Genomic DNA, 19,570 nt, shown 5'->3' on the forward strand with positions numbered 1-19,570 from the left:
CATCAGGACGGGGCGTTCACTCCCGCCGCGCCCGCGTCTGCTCCGCCCGCCCCGCGAGCTCCGCGTCGGCCGGGTACCCCACCTCGGTCAGGGTCAGCCCCTTCGCCGGAGCGGTCTTGAACGCGCTCGTCCGCGTCTCGGCGACGCGGAGCTCCTCGAGTCGTTCCGGCCCGAACCGTCCCTCGCCGACGGCGATGGTCGCCCCCACCATCGCGCGCACCATGGAGTGGCAGAACGCATCGGCCTGGAGGCGCGCCACCAGCACGCCGTCCGGCTCGCGGTCCCAGCGGAACTCCTGCAACGTCCGGATGGTCGTCGCGCCCTCGCGCGGCTTGCAGAACGTCGCGAAGTCGTGCAGCCCCAACAGCGTCAGCGCACCGCGCTCCATCGCTGCCGGGTCGAGGCTCGCCCCGTGCCAGACCGTGTGCCCGCGCCGACGTGGATCGCGCGGGGCGTCGGCGTCCGCGATCCGGTACTCGTACCGTCGCCAGAGCGGCGAGAACCGTGCGTCGAACCCGTCGGGTGCGACCGACGCCCGGGTGACGACGACGTCGCCCTCGGGTGCCGCGATGCCGTTCACGCGTTTGACGAGCCCGTCCAGCGGCGAGCGCCCCGTGCCGCGTTTGGCGCTGAGCGCGTCCCACTGCTCGGCGGACAGGTCGAGGTGGGCGACCTGGCCGGTGGCGTGCACGCCGGCGTCGGTGCGTCCGGCGACGGTGAGCAGTGGCGGCTCGCCCCACCGGGTGAAGACGGTGGCGAGGGCGGCCTCGAGCGCGCCCTGCACGGTCCGCAGCCCGGGCTGCCGGGCCCACCCGGAGAACGCGGCCCCGTCGTACGCGATGTCCAGCCGCAGCCGGATCCCGGCAGCCTCGCCGCCGCCCTGCGGGCCCGCCGTCTCGTCCACGCGACCACCGTACCGGGGCTGCACCGCGCCTCCCGGCAGTCGGCGGACACCCGTCTGCACAACCGAAGGCCGCTGCGCCGCTGACGCGCGCTGTCCACCGGTGTCAGCGCCACGTCAGTGCCGCGTGAGCGCCCCGCGGCACCATCGTCCTCGACATCGACGAAAGGACATTTCGATGACCACGACACCGCTCGCGGTGGAGGCCTCCGGCCTCGTGAAGACCTTCGGGACGAACCGCGCAGTGGACGGTGTCGACCTCCGTGTGGAGGCCGGCACGGTCTACGGCGTGCTCGGTCCCAACGGCGCCGGCAAGACCACCACCATCTCCATGCTCGCGACCCTGCTCAAGGCGGACGGCGGCGAGGCCCGGATCTTCGGGCACGACGTCCGGCGCGAGGCGCAGACGGTCCGCACCCTGATCGGGGTGACGGGCCAGTACGCCAGCGTCGACGAGACGCTCAGCGCGACCGAGAACCTGGTGATCTTCGCGCGCCTGCTCGGGTTGTCCCGCGCGGACGCGAAGCGGAAGGCCGTGGAACTGCTCGAACGCTTCGGGCTGACCGAGGCCGCGTCACGCCCGCTCAAGGGCTTCTCCGGTGGCATGCGTCGCCGGCTCGACCTGGCTGCGAGCCTCATCGCGCAGCCGCCGCTGATCTTCCTCGACGAGCCGACGACGGGGCTCGACCCCCGCACCCGTGCGCAGATGTGGGACACCATCCGCGAGCTCGTGGCGACGGGTTCGACGGTGCTGCTGACGACGCAGTACCTGGACGAGGCGGACCAGCTCGCCGACCGCATCGCGGTCATCGACCACGGCAAGGTCGTCGCCGAGGGCACGAGCGACGAGCTGAAGGCCTCGATCGGCAGTTCGTCGCTGCAGCTCCGCCTGACCGATGCGCTCCGGCTCGACGCCGCGCGCACGATCGTCCGGAACACCCTCGGTGTCGACGCGGTGGCCAGCCCCGAGGGCTCGCGTCTCACCGCACCGATGTCGGACCCCGACCGCGTGACGGACCTGCTGGTGTCGTTCCGCGAGGCCGGCATCACCCTCGCCGAGATGAGCGTGCAGAAGCCCACCCTCGACGAGGTCTTCCTGACGATCACCGGCGCACCGGCGACCACCGACGACGACGGCACCGACGACGACAACGACAGCACCGACCGCGAACTCGCAGGGAGCATCGCATGACCACCATCACCACCACCACGGGCACCGCTGCGCCCCGGATCACCCCGCGCCCCGGCGTCGGTGCGACCGGCCTCGGCGCCACCGTCCGGCAGTCGCTCACGATGGCGTACCGCGGGCTGATCAAGGTCCGGCGCACCCCCGAGCAGCTGTTCGACGTCACCCTGATGCCGATCATCTTCACCGTGATGTTCACGTACATCTTCGGTGGTGCGATCGCGGGTGACGTCGCGAGCTACCTGCCGATCATCATCCCCGGCATCCTGGTCCAGACGAACATCACGTCGTCGATCGTCACGGGCGTGCAGCTGCGCGAGGACATGGACAAGGGCGTCTTCGACCGCTTCAAGTCCCTGCCCATCGCCCGGATCGCCCCGCTCGCGGGTGCGCTGCTCGCCGACACCGTCCGGTACGCGATCGCCACGACGATCACCTTCACGGTCGGCATCATCATGGGTCTGCGTCCGGCCGGCGGCTTCGGTGCGGTCGTCCTGGCCGGGTTGCTGGTCATCGTCGTCGCGTGGGCGATCAGCTGGATCTTCGCCTACTTCGGCGTCGTCGCGCGGACGGCGTCGAGCGTCTCCGGCATCTCCAACATGGTGCTGTTCCCACTGACGTTCCTGTCGAACGCGTTCGTGCCGGCGGACACCCTGCCGGACTGGCTGCGCTGGTTCTCCGAGGTGAACCCGATCTCGCACCTCATCACGGCGGTCCGCGAGCTCGTGAACCACGGCACGGTGGGCGTCGACCTCTGGATCAGCCTGCTCGGCGCAGCGGTCGTGGTCGCGGTGTTCGCGCCACTGACGGTCCGCGCGTACATGCGGAAGGCCTGACGGGCGCGGATCAGCGCGCGCGGAACCGCAGCTCCTCGAGCAGGAGCCGCGCCTCCGAGACGGCCTCGGTCCGGTTCGATCCGGCCGAGGCCGTCTCGGCGTCCGCCAGCACCGCGTCGCCGAGGGCGTCGGCCAGCACCGACCGCATCCGTGGGTGCGCGAGCACGCCGAAGTCCTGCCGCGAACCGAGTCGGGTCGCCAGCCCCCAGCAGCGAGCGGCGTGCTCCGGCTGTCCGTCACGGGCGGCGGCGAGCGCCAGGCCGAGCAGGGCGGTCCCGATCACGGGCAGGTCCAGCCACCACGGGTGGACGCGCAGCATCACGAGCGCACCGACGCGCAGGCGTCTCGCGACCGCCACGTCGTCGACCGGGAGGCCCGGCGCGGCTCCGTCGGACCGGTGCACCGCCGCCTCGTCCCGCGCCGCGATCCGCGCCGAGCCCGCCATGAGCGTCCAGTGCGGCGTCTGCTTCCGCAGGGGCAGCACGGAGTCCCAGGCGCGGGCGTACTCCGCCGCAGCGTCGTCGAGGGCTCCTTCCCAGCGCGAGCACTCCGCACCGATGGCCATCGCGAGCACGCCGATCTGCACCCGGTCCTCGTCGAACCCGCCGCGGGCCTCGACCGGACGGTGCTGCAGGTCGTCGGCGACCTGCCGGGCACGGACGACGTCGCCGGTGCTCGCGGCGCAGAGGCCGACGGTCCAGCCGATCTCGTACAGGTCGTCGTCGGCCCCGAACCGTTCGAGTTGCTCGCGGGCGACCTCGGCGGACCGCAGTGCGTCGGCGTGCCGGCCGGTCTGCGCCAGGAGCTGGGTCATGGTGACGGCGATCGACCCGGTGGTCCAGGCGTCGTCGCTCGACCGCGAGAGCGTCTCGGCGCGGGTCGCGTACCGCAGGGCGACAGCGGACTCCCCGTCGTTCTCGGCGAGCGGCGCGCTGAGCATGTTCGCCAGGCAGGCGACCCCGGGCTCCGGGTCGTCGCGGTAGCGGGCGAGCAGGGCGTACCCGTCGGCCGGTCGCCCCAGGGTGAGGAGCAGCGCTGCCTGGGCGTCGAGCACCGCGAACCCGGTCGTGCCGTCGCGCATCACGCGGCGCAGGGTCGACACGGCGAGGGCTGCGGTGCGCTTGTCGCTGAACGCGGACGACCCGCCGGTGACGACGAGTCCGAGCACGGTCGCGGCACGGTCCTCGGTCGCGGGTCCGGTACGGCGCAGGACCGGGACGACCTCGGGGCCGAGTGCGACGACCTCGCCGTGGGCCCCGCGCAGCGACCAGTAGCCGCCGAGGGCCGCGAACAGGTGCGCGACCGCCGCGGTGTCGTCGGCCGCCAGGCTCCAGCGGAGCAGCGTGACGAGGTTGTCGGATTCGCGGGCGACCTCGCGGAACCGCTCGAGCTGGGCGGAACCCGTGATGGTGAGGAGGTTGCGCTCGGCTGCGAACCCACGGCCCCAGCTGATCATGGCCGCACGGACGGCCTCGGTGGCGCCACGGTCCCCCAGCCGGGCCGCACCGAACTCCCGCACCGTCTCGAGCAGCCGGTACCGCACGGGCTCGCCCTCCTGCTCGACGAGCTGCACGAGCGACTGCTCCACGAGCTCGGCGAGGTCGTCGAGCGCGTCCACCCGGCGGTCCGGGGCCGCGACGGCCTCGACGGCGTCGACCGCGAGTCCGTCCGGGAAGAGCGCCAGCCGGGTCAACAGGTCCTGGGCCCCGTCGTCGAGCAGGCGCCAGCTCCACTCGATCACGGCGAGCAGGGTGCGGTGCCGCTCCGGGGCGCTCCGGTCGCCGCCGCGCAGCAGCGCGAACCGGTCGTCCAGCCGGCGCTCGATCTCGTCGGCGCTCATCCCCCGGATGCGTGCAGCCGCGAGCTCGATGGCCAGCGGTGACCCGTCGAGCCGCGTGCAGATCCGGCGCACCGCGTCCACCGGCAGCACGGCTCCGGGTCGTGCGGCCCGCGCCCGCTCGGTGAACAGCCGGACGGCCGCCCCGTCGGCCTCGACGGGCAGGGGCGCGAGGGGAGCCACGACCTCGCCGGCGATGGCGAGCGGCGCGCGTGACGTCGTCAGGATCCGCAGCTCGGGCACGGTCGCGAGCAGGTCCGCGGCGAAGGCGGCGACCTCGGCCACCAGGTGTTCGCAGTTGTCCAGGACGAGCACGGTCGGCCCGTCGGCGAGCGCCCGCACGACCCGGGTGCGCAGGTCGGCCGCGACGGCGTCCCGGAGCGACCTGGTGGAGCGGAACTCGGCGATCCCGAGCAGCGCGCCGAGGGCTGGCACGACGTCGTCAGCCGTGGCGAGCGGCGCGAGCTCGAACACGACGACGCCCTGTGTCGGCGGCAGGCCGGCGGCGACCGCCTGCGCGAGGCGGGTCTTCCCCAGCCCACCCGCACCGAGGATCGTGACGAGCCGTCCGGCGGACAGCAGGTCCGAGACGGCGGCGAGGTCGGCCTCCCTCCCGACCAAGGTGTTCGGCGCAGCACGCAGGCCGACGCGGCGGACGCTGCCCGTGGCGGGGCCGGACCGACGCAGCAACTCGGCGTTGAGGCGGACCAGGTCGGCCGAGGGGTCGGCGCCGAGTTCGTCGGCGAGCCGGTCACGGTGCGCTGCGAAGGCCGCGATGGCCTCGCTCGTGCGGCCGGCCGCGGCGAGGGCACGCATCGAACCGGCGACCGCGACCTCGTCGTAGGGGTTGGCGACGGCCTCTGCTGCCCAGAGTGCGGCGGCCTCGTCGGCGTCGCCCTCGTCGAGCAGTGCACCGCCGAGCGCGCGTCGGAGTGTCCGCCGGAGCGCTGCCGCACGGTCCGCGAGTGCTGCGCCCAGGTCGCCGTCGACGTCGGCGCCCGGTTCACCACGCCAGAGGTCGAGGGCGGCACGGACCGCTGCCGGCTCTGCCTCGCCCACCGCACGCTCGGCGCGGGCGAGGTCGACGTCCTCGGGGTCGCCGCCCAACGCGTACCCGGTGCTCGTCGACACCACGAGGCCGTCCGCCACGCTCCGGCGCAGTCGGGACACGAGCGTCTGCAGCGCCGCACGGGCACCCCGCGGCTGCACGTCCGGCCAGAGGTCGTCGATCAGGGACTCGGTGGTCAGGGCGTGGCCGCGCGCGAGCACCAGCGCCGTCACGAACGACCGAGCGAGCGCACCGGGCACCGGCGACTGCCGGCCGTCCGCACCCGTCACCGTGACCGGTCCGAGGACGTTGATTCGGGGCGGGACGGTCACGGTGCGAGTCTACGGAGCGCCGGTGTCACGGGGTCCTCGCGTCAGCCGCGCGGACGGTGGAACGCCGACGGCCCCGTGCGGGTGTCGAGGTTGTCCGTCGCACGGCGCTCGGACTCCACGATGCCGCGGAGCGCCACGAGCGCGGACGCCGTCACCGCGACGTGCGAGGGGTTCTCGCGCGAAGCGTCGAGCGCCTGCTCGAGTCGCTCGATCGCCTTGTCGCCTTCGTCCTCGGGGCACTCCCCGCGGATCATGCACGCGAGCTGACGGAGCGCCTCCGTGAGGGGCTCGGTGAACGCCGGATCCGGACGCCCGATGTTCGCGGACACCGGACCCGACCGGGCGACGAGCTCGGTGAGGTCCGTCGTGTACCAGGCGACCCGTTCGAGCGCCCGGAAGCGTGCCCCGTCCTGCTGGAGCCGAGCCCGTGACCCGCGGAGCGCCCCGCGGGGGTTGATCTTCCGGCTCTCGTGCGCGACGGACACCCGCGCGCGCACGTCGGCGATCGCACGGTCGAGCTTGTCCTGCTGCCGGTTCCAGGCGTCCTCGTCGCGTTTGCCGGTCTCCAGCACGCGCGCGAGCCCCTCGAGGTGCTCGGCCAACACGGCGTTCACCTCGTCGATCCGACGTTCGGCGTCCCAGAAGTGCAGCGGTGGGAACACCAGGAAGTTCACGAGCAGGCCGACGACGACGCCGACGCCCATCTGCACCAGGTACCCGAACGAGTAGCCTTCGGCGTTCGCCCCGCCGACGAGCAGCACGAACAACGCCGCCGTCGAGACCCAGGTGCTGCCCTCGCCGAGCACCCGGAACCCGCCGACGAGCACGCCGATGCCGACCGCCAGGGCCACGGCGAGGATCCCCGGGTCGCCCACGATCATCGTGAAGCCCGCGACGGCGATGCCGAGCAGGATGCCGACGAGCGTCTGGATGCCGTTGCGCAGCCCCGCGTAGACCGTCGTCTGCATCGCGACGATCGCCCCGAGCGGTGCGTAGTACGGGTAGTCGGACGCGACCCCGGGCACGTGCCTGGCGATGAACCAGGCCAGTGCCGCGGCGCCGGCGGCCTTGGCTGCGTGCAGCAGTCGCGGCTGTGTGCCGGACGTACGGCTCCACCGCCACGCGCGGCGACCGACGCCCGCGATGTGTTGGAACTCCATGTGGTGACTCTCCCTGTCGGGCGGACACGCTACGGGGCGCCCACTGGGAAGGCGACGGTCCTGCGTTCTCCGGACGTCGGGGAGCAGGGGTAGCGCTCCAGAACGCGACAAAGCCCCCGCGACCTGGGTCGCGGGGGCTTCGTGGTGACGCGGGGTCCTACTTGGTGTCGTCGCTCTTCTCGGCGGCGTCGGCCTCGACCTCGGCGGCAGCCTCGGTCTCGGTCTCCGACTCGACCGGCGCGGACTCCTCGGTGGTCTCGGTCTCCTCGACCGGGGCCTCCTCGGTGGTCTCGTCGGCAGCCGGCTCCTCGACCGGAGCGGCGGCGGCCGGAGCCGCGGTGCGCTTCACCGGGGCGGGCGTGCCCGACACCGGCTCGAGGACGAGCTCGATCGACGCCAGCGGGGCGTTGTCGCCCTTGCGGAAGCCGAGCTTCGTGATGCGGGTGTAGCCGCCCTGACGGTCCTCGACCTGCGGGGCGATCTCCGTGAACAGCGTGTGCACGACGGACTTGTCGCGCAGGGTCGCGATGACCCGACGACGAGCGTGCAGGTCGCCGCGCTTCGCGAACGTGATGAGCCGCTCGGCGACCGGACGGAGGCGCTTGGCCTTCGTCTCGGTGGTCGTGATGCGACCGTGCGTGAAGAGGGCGTTGGCGAGGTTGCTCAGGAGCAGGCGCTCGTGAGCGGGACCGCCACCGAGGCGGGGGCCCTTGGTGGGCTTCGGCATGTCAGTTCTCCAGTGGTGAAAGTGGTGCGCGCGGTGTCAGCGCGCTTGCGCGTGAGCGCGAGATCAGTTGTTGGACTCGTCCTCGTCGTACCCGCTGTAGAAGTGGGCGCCGTCGAATCCGGGGACGGTGTCCTTGAGGGACAGGCCGAGCTCGGTGAGCTTGTCCTTGACCTCGTCCACCGACTTCTGACCGAAGTTGCGGATGTTCATGAGCTGCGTCTCCGACAGGGCGACGAGCTCGGACACCGTGTTGATGCCCTCGCGCTTCAGGCAGTTGTAGCTGCGGACCGACAGGTCGAGGTCCTCGATCGGCGTCTGCAGCTCGTTCGACAGGACAGCGTCGACCGGCGCGGGGCCGATCTCGATGCCCTCTGCGGCCGTGTTGAGCTCGCGAGCGAGCCCGAACAGCTCGACCAGCGTGCGACCGGCCGACGCGATGGCGTCGCGCGGCGTGATCGCCGGCTTCGACTCGACGTCGACGACCAGGCGGTCGAAGTCCGTGCGCTCACCGGCACGCGTCGCCTCGACGCGGTAGGTGACCTTGAGGACCGGCGAGTAGATCGAGTCGATCGGGATCTGACCGGCCTCGGAGAACTCGGAACGGTTCTGCGTGGCCGAGACGTAGCCGCGGCCGCGCTCGATCGTGAGCTCGAGCTCGAACCGCGCGGTGTCGTTCAGGGTCGCGATGACGAGTTCCGGGTTGTGGATCTCGACGCCGGCCGGAGCGGAGATGTCCGCTGCGGTGACCTGACCGGCACCCTGCTTGCGCAGGTACGCGGTGATCGGCTCGTCGTGCTCGCTGGAGACGACGAGGCTCTTGATGTTGAGGATGATCTCGGTGACGTCTTCCTTCACACCGGGAACGGTGCTGAATTCGTGGAGGACACCGTCGATGCGGATGCTGGTGACAGCCGCGCCGGGGATCGAGGAGAGGAGCGTGCGGCGCAGCGAGTTGCCGAGGGTGTAACCGAAGCCCGGCTCGAGCGGCTCGATGACGAAGCGCGAGCGGTGCTCGGAGATCGACTCCTCGGTCAGGGTGGGGCGCTGTGCAATGAGCACTGTGGGATTCCTTTCGGCGAAGTGTCCGCTATATGACACTTGGCGGTACGACGGGGCCGCGTGGGCCCCGACGGGTCTGTTGAGTTGTGATCACGCGCACCGATGTGCGCGATCGAACGACCAGGAATGGCCGCGGGCCCTGCCCGACCCCGTCAGGGGACGAGCAGGGCGCGGCCGGTTGCTCCTCGCGTCAGACGCGACGACGCTTCGGCGGGCGGCAACCGTTGTGCGCCTGCGGAGTGACGTCGTTGATCGAACCGACCTCGAGGCCAGCGGCCTGGAGCGAACGGATCGCGGTCTCGCGGCCCGAACCCGGACCCTTCACGAAGACGTCGACCTTCTTGACGCCGTGCTCCTGCGCCTGACGCGCAGCGGACTCGGCGGCGAGCTGCGCCGCGAACGGCGTCGACTTGCGCGAACCCTTGAAGCCCACGGCACCCGAGGACGCCCAGCTGAGGACGGCACCCGACGGGTCGGTGATGCTGACGATCGTGTTGTTGAACGTGCTCTTGATGTGGGCCTGGCCCACTGCGACGTTCTTCTTCTCCTTGCGGCGCGGCTTGCGCGCGGCAGTCTTGGGGGTAGCCATCGGGGTCTCCTATCGAGCCTTCTTCTTGCCTGCCACGGTGCGCTTCGGTCCCTTGCGGGTACGCGCGTTGGTCTTGGTGCGCTGACCGCGCACCGGGAGACCACGACGGTGGCGAAGACCCTCGTAGCTACCGATCTCGACCTTGCGACGGATGTCGGCTGCCACCTCGCGGCGGAGGTCACCCTCCACCTTGAAGTTGCCCTCGATGAAGTCACGGAGGGCGACGAGCTGGTCGTCGGTCAGGTCCTTGACGCGGATGTCACCGGAGATACCGGTCTCGGCGAGTGCCTGGACCGCGCGGGTACGGCCGACGCCGTAGATGTACGTGAGTGCGATCTCCACGCGCTTCTCGCGCGGGATGTCGACGCCTGCTAGACGTGCCATGTGATGGCTGCTCCTGTTGTCGATGGAGGTGTGGAGCAGTACCGGTGCCCGGGCCTCCGACCCGAGGTGTCCCCCGGCCGTCGTGCGACCGGGTTCTGGTACTGCGTTGTCGATCTTCAGTTGTGGGTCGTGCTCGAGCAGCCTGCTGTCCGAGGGACAGCGTCGGCGCCGGTCACGCGCCCGGGACTAGCCCTGGCGCTGCTTGTGACGCGGGTTGCTCTTGCAGATCACCATGACGCGGCCCTTGCGGCGGATCACTCGGCAGTGCTCGCACATGGGCTTGACGCTGGGGTTGACCTTCATTGTTCTTTCCTCGTGCTCGCTGGCTTCGTGCGCGGCAGGATTGCCGAGCCGTTCCTTTCCAGCTCGCGGATCACTTGTAGCGGTAGACGATCCGGCCGCGGGTCAGGTCGTACGGGCTCAGCTCCACGATCACGCGGTCCTCGGGGAGGATGCGGATGTAGTGCTGGCGCATCTTCCCGGAGATGTGCGCGAGGACCTTGTGTCCGTTCGTCAGCTCAACGCGGAACATCGCGTTGGGCAGAGCTTCGAGCACCGAGCCTTCGATCTCGATGACGCCGTCTTTCTTGGCCATAGCCTCACTGTCGCTTGGTTGTGGAACAGGTGTGATCCCCGAACCGGTCTGCGGGTCGGTCGCCACACCCGAGAGGGCATGACACACCAAAGATCGATCTTATGTGGTAAACCCGCAATTGCCAAGTGCAGGCGCGGCACGCCCCCTCACCTGGGGCTTCCGCGAGCACGCCTGAGTGTTCCACAGTGGTTTGACGGCGTGCTCCGGGCCGGAGCTTGTGCCCGGACCGTAGCGTTGCTCCGCAGCCACGTCCGCCGCCCACGTACCCTGCGCGGACCACCGAACGGAGACCACGTGCCCGACGCCACACGACGCCCCTTCGCCGCACACGGCAAGCAGGCCCGCCGTCGCGGCTGGACCACGCTCGTGACCGTCGTGGCCTCGGCGCTGGCCGTCGTGCTCGTGAGCGGGACGAGCGTCGCCGCCATCGCCGGCGCCCAGCTGGCCACCGCACCGCAGACCGTGCAGCTCAGCACCGACGACCAGAGCACCGCGAAGACCGCCGACATCACGGCGATCAAGGGCGGGGCGAACATCCTGCTCATCGGCAGCGACACCCGCGTCGGACAGTTCGACTCCGACGAGGACGTCGAGGGCGCCCGCAACGACGTCACGATGCTCATCCACATCTCCGAGGACCACCAGCAGCTCACCGCGGTCAGCTTCCCCCGCGACCTGATGGTCCCGATCCCGGCCTGCACCAACCCCGCGAGCGGGACGACGTACCCGGCCTCGACCTCCGCCATGTTCAACACGGCGCTCGGCAACGGTGGCGTCTCGTGCGTCGTCGACACCGTCGAGAACCTCACCGGCCTGAGCATCCCCTACGCCGGGCTCATCACCTTCGACGGCGTGATCGAGATGTCGAACGCCCTGGGCGGCGTCGACGTCTGCGTCGCGGAGCCCATCGACGACACCTTCACCGGGCTGCACCTCACGGCCGGCTCGCACAACCTCGAGGGCTCCGACGCCCTCGCTTTCCTGCGCACCCGCCACGGCGTCGGCGACGGCAGCGACCTGGCCCGGATCAGCTCGCAGCAGGTGTTCCTGTCGGCGCTGCTCCGCAAGGTCACCTCCGACGGGACCCTGTCGAACCCCATCACGCTCTACAAGCTCGCCGGCGCGGCCCTGTCGAACATGACGCTGTCCGACGGCCTGGCCCAGACCCGCACCCTCGTCGGCCTCGCTTCGGCACTGCGCGGCATGAGCACCGCCAACATGCTCTTCGTGCAGTACCCCGTCGCCGACGACCCCGACGACAGCGCGCGGGTGATCGTCGACCAGGAGACCGCCCACACGCTCAACGTGGCGCTGCAGAACGACGTGAAGTCCTCGCTGAGCGACTCGAGCACCGGGCGCGCGTCCGAGGAGTCACCGACCGCCGGGGGCACCGCGACGACCGCACCGTCGACCGGCACCACACCGTCCGACACAGCGTCGGCGCCCGCGTCGAGCGGCGCATCGTCGGGGACGTCGTCCGCACCGAGCTCGTCCGCCACGAGCACGGCGACGTCGACCCCGCTGCCGTCGTCGATCACCGGGCAGAGCGCCTCCGAGCAGACCTGCTCCGTCGGCAACTGACCGCCGGACAGGGCTGACGGCGCGGCGCCCTCCGGGCACTGGGCAGACGCGTCTGCGCGCGGCGGGCGACGAGGCGGGGACGACCCGCGCCTCCTGGCCGTCGCGACCGAGGCAGCCTGGAGGCCCGTCCTACGGGATCGGGACGGGCGTCACGCCCAGCGGGGCCAGGCCCGCAGCGCCGCCGTCGGCGGCCGTCAGGACCCACACGCCGTCGGCGTGCACAGCGACACTGTGTTCCCAGTGCGCGGCGTCCTTGCCGTCCATCGTGCGGACGGTCCAGTCGTCGTCGTCCGTCGAGCTGTCGATCGTGCCCGCGGTGACCATCGGCTCGATGGCCACCACCAGGCCGGGCTTCACCGCCGGACCGGCACCGCGGACGCGGTAGTTGAAGACCGGCGGGTCCTCGTGCATGGAGCGACCGATGCCGTGCCCCGTGTAGTCCTCGACGATGCCCCAGGCGCCGGTCTCGTCGATCGCGTCCTCGACCGCGGAACCGACCTCGTGCAGGTTCTTCGCGTGGGCGAGCGCCGCGATGCCGTGCCAGAGCGAGCGCTCCGTGGTGTCGCAGAGCGTCTGGCGTGCTGCGGACACCTCCGCGTCACCACCGGGGACGACCGTGGTGAACGCGCTGTCGCCGTTCCAGCCGTCGACCTCGGCACCGGCGTCCACCGACACGATGTCACCGGGAGCGAGCACGCGGTCACCGGGGATGCCGTGCACGATCTCGTCGTTCACGGACACGCACAGCGTGTGCCGGTAGCCCGGCACGAGCTGGAAGTTCGGGATCCCTCCGCCGTCGCGGATCGTCCGCTCGGCGATCGCGTCGAGCTCACCCGTCGTGATGCCGGGACGGATCGCCGCACGCACGGCGTCGAGCGCCTCGGCGGTCAGCAGCCCGGGGCGCACCATGGCGCGGAGCTCGTCCGGCGTCTTGTAGATCGAGGGCTTGCGGAAGCGGACCACGCCGGGTCAGACGCCCGCGGTCAGCCCGCGAGCCGACAGCGCGGCCTGGATGCGGTCGCCGACCTCGTCGATCGCGCCGAGGCCGTCGACGTCGAGGACGAGACCACGGTCGCCGTAGGCACCGACGATCGGGGCGGTCTGCTCGGTGTAGACCTGCTGGCGACGACGGATCGTCTCCTCGTTGTCGTCACTGCGGCCCTGCTGCTCGGCACGCTTGAGCAACCGGCCGACGAGCTCGTCCTGGTCGGCGACGAGCTGCACGACCGCGTCGATCCCGGTGCCCTGCTCGGCGAGCAGCGCGTCGAGGTACTCGACCTGCCCGACCGTGCGGGGGTACCCGTCGAGCAGGAACCCCTCGGCTGCGTCGGCCTCGTTCAGGCGCGACTTCACGAGCTCGTTCGTCAAGGAGTCCGGCACGTAGTCGCCGGCGTCCATGATCGCCTTGGCCTGCACACCGAGCGGCGTGCCCTCTGCGACGTTCTTGCGGAAGATGTCGCCCGTCGAGACCGCCGGGATCCCGAAGGACTCGGCGATCCGCCCGGCCTGGGTGCCCTTCCCCGCTCCGGGGGGTCCGACGATGATGAGACGTGCGCTCAACGGAGAAGCCCTTCGTAGTGACGCTGCTGCAGCTGCGAGTCGATCTGCTTCACGGTCTCGAGACCGACACCCACGATGATCAGGATGCTCGCGCCACCGAACGGGAAGTTCTGGTTCGCGCCGAACAGCGCCAGTGCTGCCAGCGGGATGAGCGCGATGAAACCGAGGTAGAGCGAGCCGGGCAGCGTCACCCGGGTGAGGACGTAGTCGAGGTACTCGGCGGTCGGACGACCGGCACGGATGCCGGGGATGAACCCGCCGTACTTCTTCATGTTGTCGGCGACCTCTTCGGGGTTGAAGGTGATCGCCACGTAGAAGTACGTGAACCCGACGATGAGCAGGAAGTACAGCACCATGTAGAACAGGTTGTCGCCGGAGACGAGGTTGTTCTCGATCCAGGTGACCCACGCCGCGGGCTCGGAGCCGTCCGAGGGCTTGTTGAACTGCGCGACCAGGGCCGGCAGGTACAGCAGCGACGACGCGAAGATGACGGGCACGACGCCGGCCATGTTCACCTTGATCGGGATGTACGTGTTGTTGCCGCCGTACGTGCGTCGGCCGACCATGCGCTTGGCGTACTGGACCGGGATCCGCCGCTGCGACTGCTCGACGAACACGACGGCCATCATGATGACCAGTCCGACCAGGATGACGAACAGGAAGAGCTCGAACGACTGCGACTGCTCGATGGCCCACAGCGCCGACGGGAACTGCGCCGCGATCGACGTGAAGATGAGGAGCGACATGCCGTTGCCGATGCCGCGCTCGGTGACGAGCTCGCCCATCCACATGATGAGGCCGGTACCGGCGGTCAGCGTGACGACCATGAGCATGATCGCGTACCAGCTGTCGTTCGAGATGATCGACGAGCAGGAGGACGACGCGTTCGTGCCGAAGAGGGCACCCGAGCGGGCGACCGTGATCAGGGTGGTGGACTGCAGCACGCCCAGCGCGATCGTGAGGTAGCGCGTGTACTGCGTCAGCTTCGCCTGACCGGACTGGCCCTCCTTGTAGAGGGAGTCGAAGTGCGGGATGACCACGCGCAGGAGCTGCACGATGATCGACGACGTGATGTACGGCATGATGCCGAGCGCGAAGACCGAGAGCTTCAGCAGCGCGCCGCCGGAGAACAGGTTGATCAGGTCGTAGAGACCGCCGGACGACGAGGCGCTGGCGAGACAGCTCTGCACGGCCGCGTAGTCGACGAACGGTGCCGGGATGTACGACCCGAGGCGGAACAGCGCGATGATCGCGAGGGTGAAGCCGATCTTCTTGCGAAGATCAGGGGTGCGCATGATGCGCGCGACCGCTCTGAACACGAGGACTCCGAACTTCTGGGACCGGGGCCGTCGATCGCGGCCGTTCCGGTGTCGGTCGGCAGGGCCGACCAGGCTGGCGGATGCCGGCCACTGTCAAGGAAACCGTAACGGCGGCCCGTGCGCAAACGCACGGGCCGCCGACGGGGGTTACTGGGAGACGGTGCCGCCAGCAGCCACGATCTTCTCGGCGGCGGACGCCGAGACCTTGTCGACCGTGACCGTGATCTTCACGGTGATGTCACCCTGACCGAGAACCTTGACCTTCTCGTTCTTGCGGACGGCGCCCTTGGCGACCAGGCCCGCAACGGTGACGTCGCCACCATCGGGGTAGAGCTCCGAGATCTTGTCCAGGTTCACGACCTGGTACTCGACCCGGAACGGGTTCTTGAACCCGCGGAGCTTCGGGGTGCGCATGTGCAGCGGCATCTGCCCACCCTCGAAGCCGACCCGGACCTGGTAGCGGGCCTTCGTGCCCTTGGTACCACGCCCAGCGGTCTTGCCCTTCGAGCCCTCACCGCGACCCACACGGGTGCGGTCCTTCTTGGCGCCCTCTGCGGGGCGGAGGTGGTGCAGCTTCAGCACCTGCACGCGCTCGTTCTTCTCGTCGCTCATGCGTCGACCTCCTCGACCTTCACGAGGTGCGCCACCGTTGCGATGTACCCGCGGTTCTGGGCGTTGTCCTCACGCTCGACCGTACGGCCGATGCGCTTGAGACCCAGGCTGCGGAGCGTGTCGCGCTGGTACTGCTTCTCGCTGATAACGGACTTGATCTGCGTGATCTTCAGCGTCGCCATCACGCACCTGCCTTCTCGGTCGCGGCACGCAGTGCTGCGGCCTCGGCCTGGAGCAGACGAGCCGGGACGACCCGCTCGACGTCGAGGCCACGACGGCTCGCGACGGCGCGGGGCTCCTCGAGCTGCTTCAGAGCCTCGACGGTCGCGTGCACGATGTTGATGGTGTTCGACGAACCGAGCGACTTGCTCAGGACGTCGTGGATGCCGGCGCACTCGAGCACGGCGCGGACGGGACCACCGGCGATGACACCGGTACCCGGGCCAGCCGGACGCAGGAGGACGACGCCAGCAGCGGCTTCACCCTGCACGGGGTGCGGGATGGTGTTGCCGACGCGGGGGACGCGGAAGAAGTTCTTCTTCGCCTCTTCGACACCCTTGGAGATCGCCGTGGGGACCTCCTTGGCCTTGCCGTAGCCGACGCCCACGAGGCCGTTGCCGTCACCCACGACGACGAGCGCCGTGAAGCTGAAGCGACGACCACCCTTGACGACCTTCGACACGCGGTTGATGGTCACCACGCGCTCGAGGAACTGGCTGTCGCCACCGCGGTTGTTGCGGTCGCGGCCCTGCTGACGGTCACGACCGCCACCACGACGGCCGCGGTTGTCAGCCGAGTCGCGGTTGTTCGATGCGGAACCGGCAGCGGTCTCGACGGGACGCTCGGCGACGGCAGGTGCCTCCGCCTCCTTGCCCTTCGCGGCGGTGTCGGTGCCCTCAGCGGCTGCCTCGGTGCCCTCAGCAGTTGCCTCGGTGCCCTCAGCGGTCGCCTCGGTGGTCTCGACGGCGTCCGTGGCCTCGACGGCCTCGGTCTTGGCGTCTTCGTTGGTGTTCGCGTTGTCGCTCACAGGTTCAGCCCTCCTTCACGGGCACCATCGGCGATCGCGGCGACGCGACCGGCGTACTTGCTGCCACCGCGGTCGAAGACCACGGCCTCGACGCCAGCCGACTTCGCGCGCTCGGCGAGGAGCTCACCGACGCGACGGGCCTTGGCGGTCTTGTCGCCGTCGAACGAGCGGAGGTCTGCCTCCATCGTCGAGGCGCTTGCGAGGGTGTGACCCTTCGCGTCGTCGATGACCTGCACGAACACGTGACGCGACGAGCGGGTGACGGCGAGACGGGGACGAGCCTCGGTGCCGGTGATCTTCTTGCGGAGACGGTTGTGACGACGCGCCTTGGCGGCCGCCTTGCTCTTGCCTCGTGTCTTGAGGAGTCCCATGATCACTTACCTGACTTTCCGGCCTTGCGGCGCACGTTCTCGCCGGCGTAACGGACACCCTTGCCCTTGTACGGCTCGGGCTTCCGGAGCTTCCGGATGTTCGCCGCCACTTCGCCGACTGCCTGCTTGTCGATGCCGGCGACCGTGACCTTGTTGTTGCCCTCGACCGCGAAGCTGATGCCCGCGGGCGGCTCGACCGTGATCGAGTGGGAGTACCCGAGCGCGAACTCGAGGTTCGAGCCCTTCGCCTGCACGCGGTAACCGGTGCCGACGACCTCGAGGCCCTTGGTGTAGCCCTGGGTCACGCCGATGATGTTGTTGGCGATGAGGGTACGGGTCAGGCCGTGGAGCGAACGCGACTCGCGCTCGTCGTCCGGACGGGTGACGAGAACCTGGTTCTCCTCGACCTTGGCCTGGATGGGCTCCGCGATGACGAGCGCGAGCTCGCCCTTCGGGCCCTTGACCGCCACGCTCTGACCGTCAACGGAGACGGTCACGCCGGCGGGGATGTCGATGGGAAGACGTCCGATTCGTGACATTGTCGATCACCACACGTAGGCGAGGACTTCCCCACCCACGCCCTTCTGCTCGGCTTCGCGGTCGGTCAGCAGGCCGGACGAGGTCGAGAGGATCGCCACGCCGAGGCCACCGAGGACCTGGGGGATCTCCGTCGACTTCGCGTAGACCCGGAGGCCCGGCTTCGACACGCGCTTGATGCCGGCGATCGAACGCTCGCGCTCGGGGCCGTACTTCAGGTCGATGGTGAGGGTCTGCCCGACTCGGGCGTCCTCCACCTTCCACTCGCTGATGTAGCCCTCACGCTTGAGGATGTCGGCGATGTTCTTCTTGAGCTTGGAGCTCGGGAGCGCGACGGCGTCGTGGTGCGCGGAGTTCGCGTTCCGCAATCTGGTCAGCATGTCTGCGACCGGATCGGTCATCGTCATGATGTTCGTCCATTTCTCGCCTGGTTTCGACACCCGTTCCACGAATGCCGACCTGAGCGATCGAGTGATCCCGGGGCGGTTCCCCAGGATCGGTGTGTTCGTGCGTGCGGGCCGGAGGACGTGAATCCTCCGGCCCGCACCGCCCGAAGTAGTTTAGACCGTCTGCTCGTTGGAGCGGAACGGGAAGCCGAGCTGACGGAGCAGCGCGCGTCCCTCGTCGTCCGTCTTCGCGGTGGTGACGACAGTGATGTCGAAGCCGCGGACACGGTCGATGCGGTCCTGGTCGATCTCGTGGAACACGGACTGCTCCGAGAGACCGAACGTGTAGTTGCCGTTCCCGTCGAACTGCTTGTCGCTGAGACCGCGGAAGTCGCGGATGCGGGGCAGTGCGAGGGAGATCAGGCGGTCGAGGAACTCCCAGGCGCGGTCACCACGGAGGGTGACGTGCGCACCGATCGCCTGACCCTCGCGCAGCTTGAACTGCGCGATGGACTTGCGAGCGATGTTGACCTGGGGCTTCTGACCCGTGATCGCCGTGAGGTCCTTGATGGCCCCCTCGATGATCTTCGAGTCGCGAGCGGCCTCGCCGACACCGGTGTTCACGACGACCTTGACCAGGCCGGGGACCTGGTTGACGTTCGCGTAGCCGAACTGCTCGGTGAGCGTGGCCTTGATCTCGTCCTTGTACTTCTGCTTGAGGCGCGGCTGGGCCTTGGGGGCCTCAGTCGTTGCAGTCGTGTCAGTCATCAGAGCGTTTCACCTGACTTCTTGGCGTAGCGGACACGGACGGTCTTCTTGACCCCGCCCTTCTCCACCTCTTCGGTACGGAAGCCGACGCGGGTCGGCTTCTTCGTCTTCGGGTCGACGAGAGCGACGTTGGACACGTGGATCGAGGCTTCGTGCTTCTCGATGCCACCCGTCTTCGAGCCGCGCTGCGTCTGGCCGACGCGGACGTGCTTCGTGACGAAGTTCACGCCCTCGACGACGACGCGCTGCTTGTCCTTGAGGACCTCGATGACCTTGCCCTGCTTGCCACGGTCGCCGCCACGCTCCTGCGTCGCGCCCGTGATGACCTGGACGAGGTCACCCTTCTTGATGTTCGCCATGGCTTACAGCACCTCCGGCGCGAGCGAGATGATCTTCATGAACTTCTTGTCACGGAGCTCGCGACCGACCGGACCGAAGATGCGCGTGCCGCGCGGGTCGCCGTCGGCCTTGAGGATCACTGCCGCGTTCTCGTCGAACTTGATGTAGGAGCCGTCCTGACGACGAGTCTCCTTCTTGGTGCGAACGATGACCGCCTTGACGACGTCACCCTTCTTCACGTTGCCGCCGGGGATGGCGTCCTTCACCGTGGCGACGATGACGTCACCGAGACCGGCGTAGCGACGACCCGAACCACCGAGCACGCGGATGGTCAAGATCTCCTTGGCACCCGTGTTGTCGGCGATCTTCAGGCGGGATTCCTGCTGAATCACTGCTGTCTCCTATTCCGAAGCAGG

The 19,570-nt window shown here is 69.7% G+C and carries 24 protein-coding genes; 3 read left to right on the forward strand and 21 right to left on the reverse strand.

What is annotated here, in order from left to right:
- Positions 1-16: 16 nt before the first annotated feature.
- On the reverse strand, positions 17-904 hold the full coding sequence (truA, locus tag EDF33_RS01340) for a tRNA pseudouridine(38-40) synthase TruA (RefSeq protein ID WP_243692326.1): 888 nt from the start codon (positions 902-904) through the stop codon (positions 17-19).
- 175 nt (positions 905-1,079) lie between these two features.
- On the opposite strand from truA, the gene EDF33_RS01345 reads away from it, so the two are divergent.
- Together EDF33_RS01345 and EDF33_RS01350 are read left to right on the forward strand one after the other, a co-directional pair.
- Positions 1,080-2,093, forward strand: coding sequence for an ATP-binding cassette domain-containing protein (locus EDF33_RS01345; protein ID WP_123293153.1), 1,014 nt, complete (start codon positions 1,080-1,082; stop codon positions 2,091-2,093).
- A complete protein-coding gene (locus tag EDF33_RS01350) occupies positions 2,090-2,923 on the forward strand; it encodes an ABC transporter permease (protein ID WP_123339476.1) in 834 nt (277 codons plus the stop codon). The genes EDF33_RS01345 and EDF33_RS01350 overlap by 4 nt, the downstream gene beginning before the upstream one ends.
- A gap of 10 nt (positions 2,924-2,933) precedes the next feature.
- Here EDF33_RS01350 and EDF33_RS01355 read toward each other — a convergent pair whose 3' ends face one another.
- From EDF33_RS01355 to infA, 8 genes are all read right to left on the reverse strand, one after another.
- Positions 2,934-6,140, reverse strand: a complete 3,207-nt coding sequence (locus EDF33_RS01355; RefSeq protein WP_131877650.1) for a BTAD domain-containing putative transcriptional regulator — start codon at positions 6,138-6,140, stop codon at positions 2,934-2,936.
- Between the two features lie 41 nt (positions 6,141-6,181).
- Positions 6,182-7,300, reverse strand: coding sequence for an aromatic acid exporter family protein (locus tag EDF33_RS01360; RefSeq protein WP_123293150.1), 1,119 nt, complete (start codon positions 7,298-7,300; stop codon positions 6,182-6,184).
- 157 nt (positions 7,301-7,457) lie between these two features.
- Positions 7,458-8,027: a 50S ribosomal protein L17 gene (gene rplQ, locus EDF33_RS01365; RefSeq protein ID WP_131845954.1), complete on the reverse strand. Its 570-nt coding sequence runs from the start codon at positions 8,025-8,027 to the stop codon at positions 7,458-7,460.
- A gap of 63 nt (positions 8,028-8,090) precedes the next feature.
- Positions 8,091-9,086 carry a DNA-directed RNA polymerase subunit alpha gene (locus EDF33_RS01370; RefSeq protein ID WP_071259847.1) on the reverse strand — a complete coding sequence of 332 codons (996 nt, stop codon included), beginning with the start codon at positions 9,084-9,086 and terminating at the stop codon, positions 8,091-8,093.
- Between the two features lie 190 nt (positions 9,087-9,276).
- Positions 9,277-9,675: a 30S ribosomal protein S11 gene (rpsK, locus tag EDF33_RS01375; RefSeq protein ID WP_017885507.1), complete on the reverse strand. Its 399-nt coding sequence runs from the start codon at positions 9,673-9,675 to the stop codon at positions 9,277-9,279.
- Positions 9,676-9,684: 9 nt separating this feature from the next.
- Positions 9,685-10,059, reverse strand: coding sequence for a 30S ribosomal protein S13 (gene rpsM, locus EDF33_RS01380; RefSeq protein WP_058728274.1), 375 nt, complete (start codon positions 10,057-10,059; stop codon positions 9,685-9,687).
- Positions 10,060-10,245: 186 nt separating this feature from the next.
- Entirely contained in the window at positions 10,246-10,362 is a 117-nt protein-coding gene (gene rpmJ, locus EDF33_RS01385) for a 50S ribosomal protein L36 (RefSeq protein ID WP_071276701.1), read from the reverse strand.
- Positions 10,363-10,432: 70 nt separating this feature from the next.
- Entirely contained in the window at positions 10,433-10,654 is a 222-nt protein-coding gene (infA, locus tag EDF33_RS01390) for a translation initiation factor IF-1 (protein ID WP_017885509.1), read from the reverse strand.
- A gap of 294 nt (positions 10,655-10,948) precedes the next feature.
- Here infA and EDF33_RS01395 point away from each other — a divergent pair, with 294 nt between their 5' ends.
- Positions 10,949-12,235: an LCP family protein gene (locus EDF33_RS01395; RefSeq protein WP_165901022.1), complete on the forward strand. Its 1,287-nt coding sequence runs from the start codon at positions 10,949-10,951 to the stop codon at positions 12,233-12,235.
- Between the two features lie 129 nt (positions 12,236-12,364).
- Here the strand turns inward: EDF33_RS01395 and map are convergent, their stop codons facing one another.
- The 12 genes from map to rplN form a co-directional block, all read right to left on the reverse strand.
- Complete coding sequence (gene map, locus EDF33_RS01400) at positions 12,365-13,198, reverse strand: type I methionyl aminopeptidase (RefSeq protein WP_123293145.1); 834 nt, start codon at positions 13,196-13,198, stop codon at positions 12,365-12,367.
- Positions 13,199-13,204: 6 nt separating this feature from the next.
- A complete protein-coding gene (locus EDF33_RS01405) occupies positions 13,205-13,795 on the reverse strand; it encodes an adenylate kinase (protein WP_123293144.1) in 591 nt (196 codons plus the stop codon).
- Positions 13,792-15,114 carry a preprotein translocase subunit SecY gene (gene secY / locus EDF33_RS01410; RefSeq protein WP_111083457.1) on the reverse strand — a complete coding sequence of 441 codons (1,323 nt, stop codon included), beginning with the start codon at positions 15,112-15,114 and terminating at the stop codon, positions 13,792-13,794. The genes EDF33_RS01405 and secY overlap by 4 nt, the downstream gene beginning before the upstream one ends.
- A 147-nt stretch (positions 15,115-15,261) precedes the next feature.
- Positions 15,262-15,726 carry a 50S ribosomal protein L15 gene (gene rplO / locus EDF33_RS01415; RefSeq protein ID WP_027466723.1) on the reverse strand — a complete coding sequence of 155 codons (465 nt, stop codon included), beginning with the start codon at positions 15,724-15,726 and terminating at the stop codon, positions 15,262-15,264.
- On the reverse strand, positions 15,723-15,908 hold the full coding sequence (gene rpmD / locus EDF33_RS01420; protein ID WP_173168934.1) for a 50S ribosomal protein L30: 186 nt from the start codon (positions 15,906-15,908) through the stop codon (positions 15,723-15,725). Before rpmD ends, rplO begins: the two co-directional genes overlap by 4 nt.
- On the reverse strand, positions 15,908-16,753 hold the full coding sequence (gene rpsE, locus EDF33_RS01425; protein ID WP_131877654.1) for a 30S ribosomal protein S5: 846 nt from the start codon (positions 16,751-16,753) through the stop codon (positions 15,908-15,910). Before rpsE ends, rpmD begins: the two co-directional genes overlap by 1 nt.
- Complete coding sequence (rplR, locus tag EDF33_RS01430) at positions 16,750-17,124, reverse strand: 50S ribosomal protein L18 (protein ID WP_031259041.1); 375 nt, start codon at positions 17,122-17,124, stop codon at positions 16,750-16,752. The genes rpsE and rplR overlap by 4 nt, the downstream gene beginning before the upstream one ends.
- A gap of 2 nt (positions 17,125-17,126) precedes the next feature.
- A complete protein-coding gene (gene rplF / locus EDF33_RS01435; protein WP_111083459.1) occupies positions 17,127-17,663 on the reverse strand; it encodes a 50S ribosomal protein L6 in 537 nt (178 codons plus the stop codon).
- Positions 17,664-17,669: 6 nt separating this feature from the next.
- A complete protein-coding gene (gene rpsH, locus EDF33_RS01440; RefSeq protein ID WP_017885519.1) occupies positions 17,670-18,068 on the reverse strand; it encodes a 30S ribosomal protein S8 in 399 nt (132 codons plus the stop codon).
- Positions 18,069-18,221: 153 nt separating this feature from the next.
- A complete protein-coding gene (gene rplE / locus EDF33_RS01445; protein ID WP_111083460.1) occupies positions 18,222-18,815 on the reverse strand; it encodes a 50S ribosomal protein L5 in 594 nt (197 codons plus the stop codon).
- The gene (gene rplX / locus EDF33_RS01450) at positions 18,815-19,174 is read right to left on the reverse strand and encodes a 50S ribosomal protein L24 (protein WP_111083461.1); all 360 of its coding nucleotides are present in this window, start codon (positions 19,172-19,174) and stop codon (positions 18,815-18,817) included. Before rplX ends, rplE begins: the two co-directional genes overlap by 1 nt.
- A gap of 3 nt (positions 19,175-19,177) precedes the next feature.
- Positions 19,178-19,546 carry a 50S ribosomal protein L14 gene (rplN, locus tag EDF33_RS01455; RefSeq protein ID WP_111083462.1) on the reverse strand — a complete coding sequence of 123 codons (369 nt, stop codon included), beginning with the start codon at positions 19,544-19,546 and terminating at the stop codon, positions 19,178-19,180.
- Positions 19,547-19,570 lie beyond the last annotated feature (24 nt).

Source organism: Curtobacterium sp. PhB146 (assembly GCF_004342995.1).
Lineage (GTDB): Bacteria > Actinomycetota > Actinomycetes > Actinomycetales > Microbacteriaceae > Curtobacterium.

Coding starts and splice junctions, on each gene's coding strand:
- infA (WP_017885509.1), bottom strand. CDS start 10,654: ATGGCCAAGAAAGACGGCGTCATCGAGATCGAAGGCTCGGTGCTCGAA.
- rplR (WP_031259041.1), bottom strand. CDS start 17,124: ATGGGACTCCTCAAGACACGAGGCAAGAGCAAGGCGGCCGCCAAGGCG.
- rplE (WP_111083460.1), bottom strand. CDS start 18,815: ATGACTGACACGACTGCAACGACTGAGGCCCCCAAGGCCCAGCCGCGC.
- rpmD (WP_173168934.1), bottom strand. CDS start 15,908: ATGGCGACGCTGAAGATCACGCAGATCAAGTCCGTTATCAGCGAGAAG.
- rpsK (WP_017885507.1), bottom strand. CDS start 9,675: ATGGCTACCCCCAAGACTGCCGCGCGCAAGCCGCGCCGCAAGGAGAAG.
- rpsM (WP_058728274.1), bottom strand. CDS start 10,059: ATGGCACGTCTAGCAGGCGTCGACATCCCGCGCGAGAAGCGCGTGGAG.
- rplO (WP_027466723.1), bottom strand. CDS start 15,726: ATGAGCGACGAGAAGAACGAGCGCGTGCAGGTGCTGAAGCTGCACCAC.
- EDF33_RS01350 (WP_123339476.1), top strand. CDS start 2,090: ATGACCACCATCACCACCACCACGGGCACCGCTGCGCCCCGGATCACC.
- rplX (WP_111083461.1), bottom strand. CDS start 19,174: ATGGCGAACATCAAGAAGGGTGACCTCGTCCAGGTCATCACGGGCGCG.
- rpmJ (WP_071276701.1), bottom strand. CDS start 10,362: ATGAAGGTCAACCCCAGCGTCAAGCCCATGTGCGAGCACTGCCGAGTG.
- rplF (WP_111083459.1), bottom strand. CDS start 17,663: ATGTCACGAATCGGACGTCTTCCCATCGACATCCCCGCCGGCGTGACC.
- EDF33_RS01345 (WP_123293153.1), top strand. CDS start 1,080: ATGACCACGACACCGCTCGCGGTGGAGGCCTCCGGCCTCGTGAAGACC.
- rplQ (WP_131845954.1), bottom strand. CDS start 8,027: ATGCCGAAGCCCACCAAGGGCCCCCGCCTCGGTGGCGGTCCCGCTCAC.
- rpsH (WP_017885519.1), bottom strand. CDS start 18,068: ATGACGATGACCGATCCGGTCGCAGACATGCTGACCAGATTGCGGAAC.
- EDF33_RS01360 (WP_123293150.1), bottom strand. CDS start 7,300: ATGGAGTTCCAACACATCGCGGGCGTCGGTCGCCGCGCGTGGCGGTGG.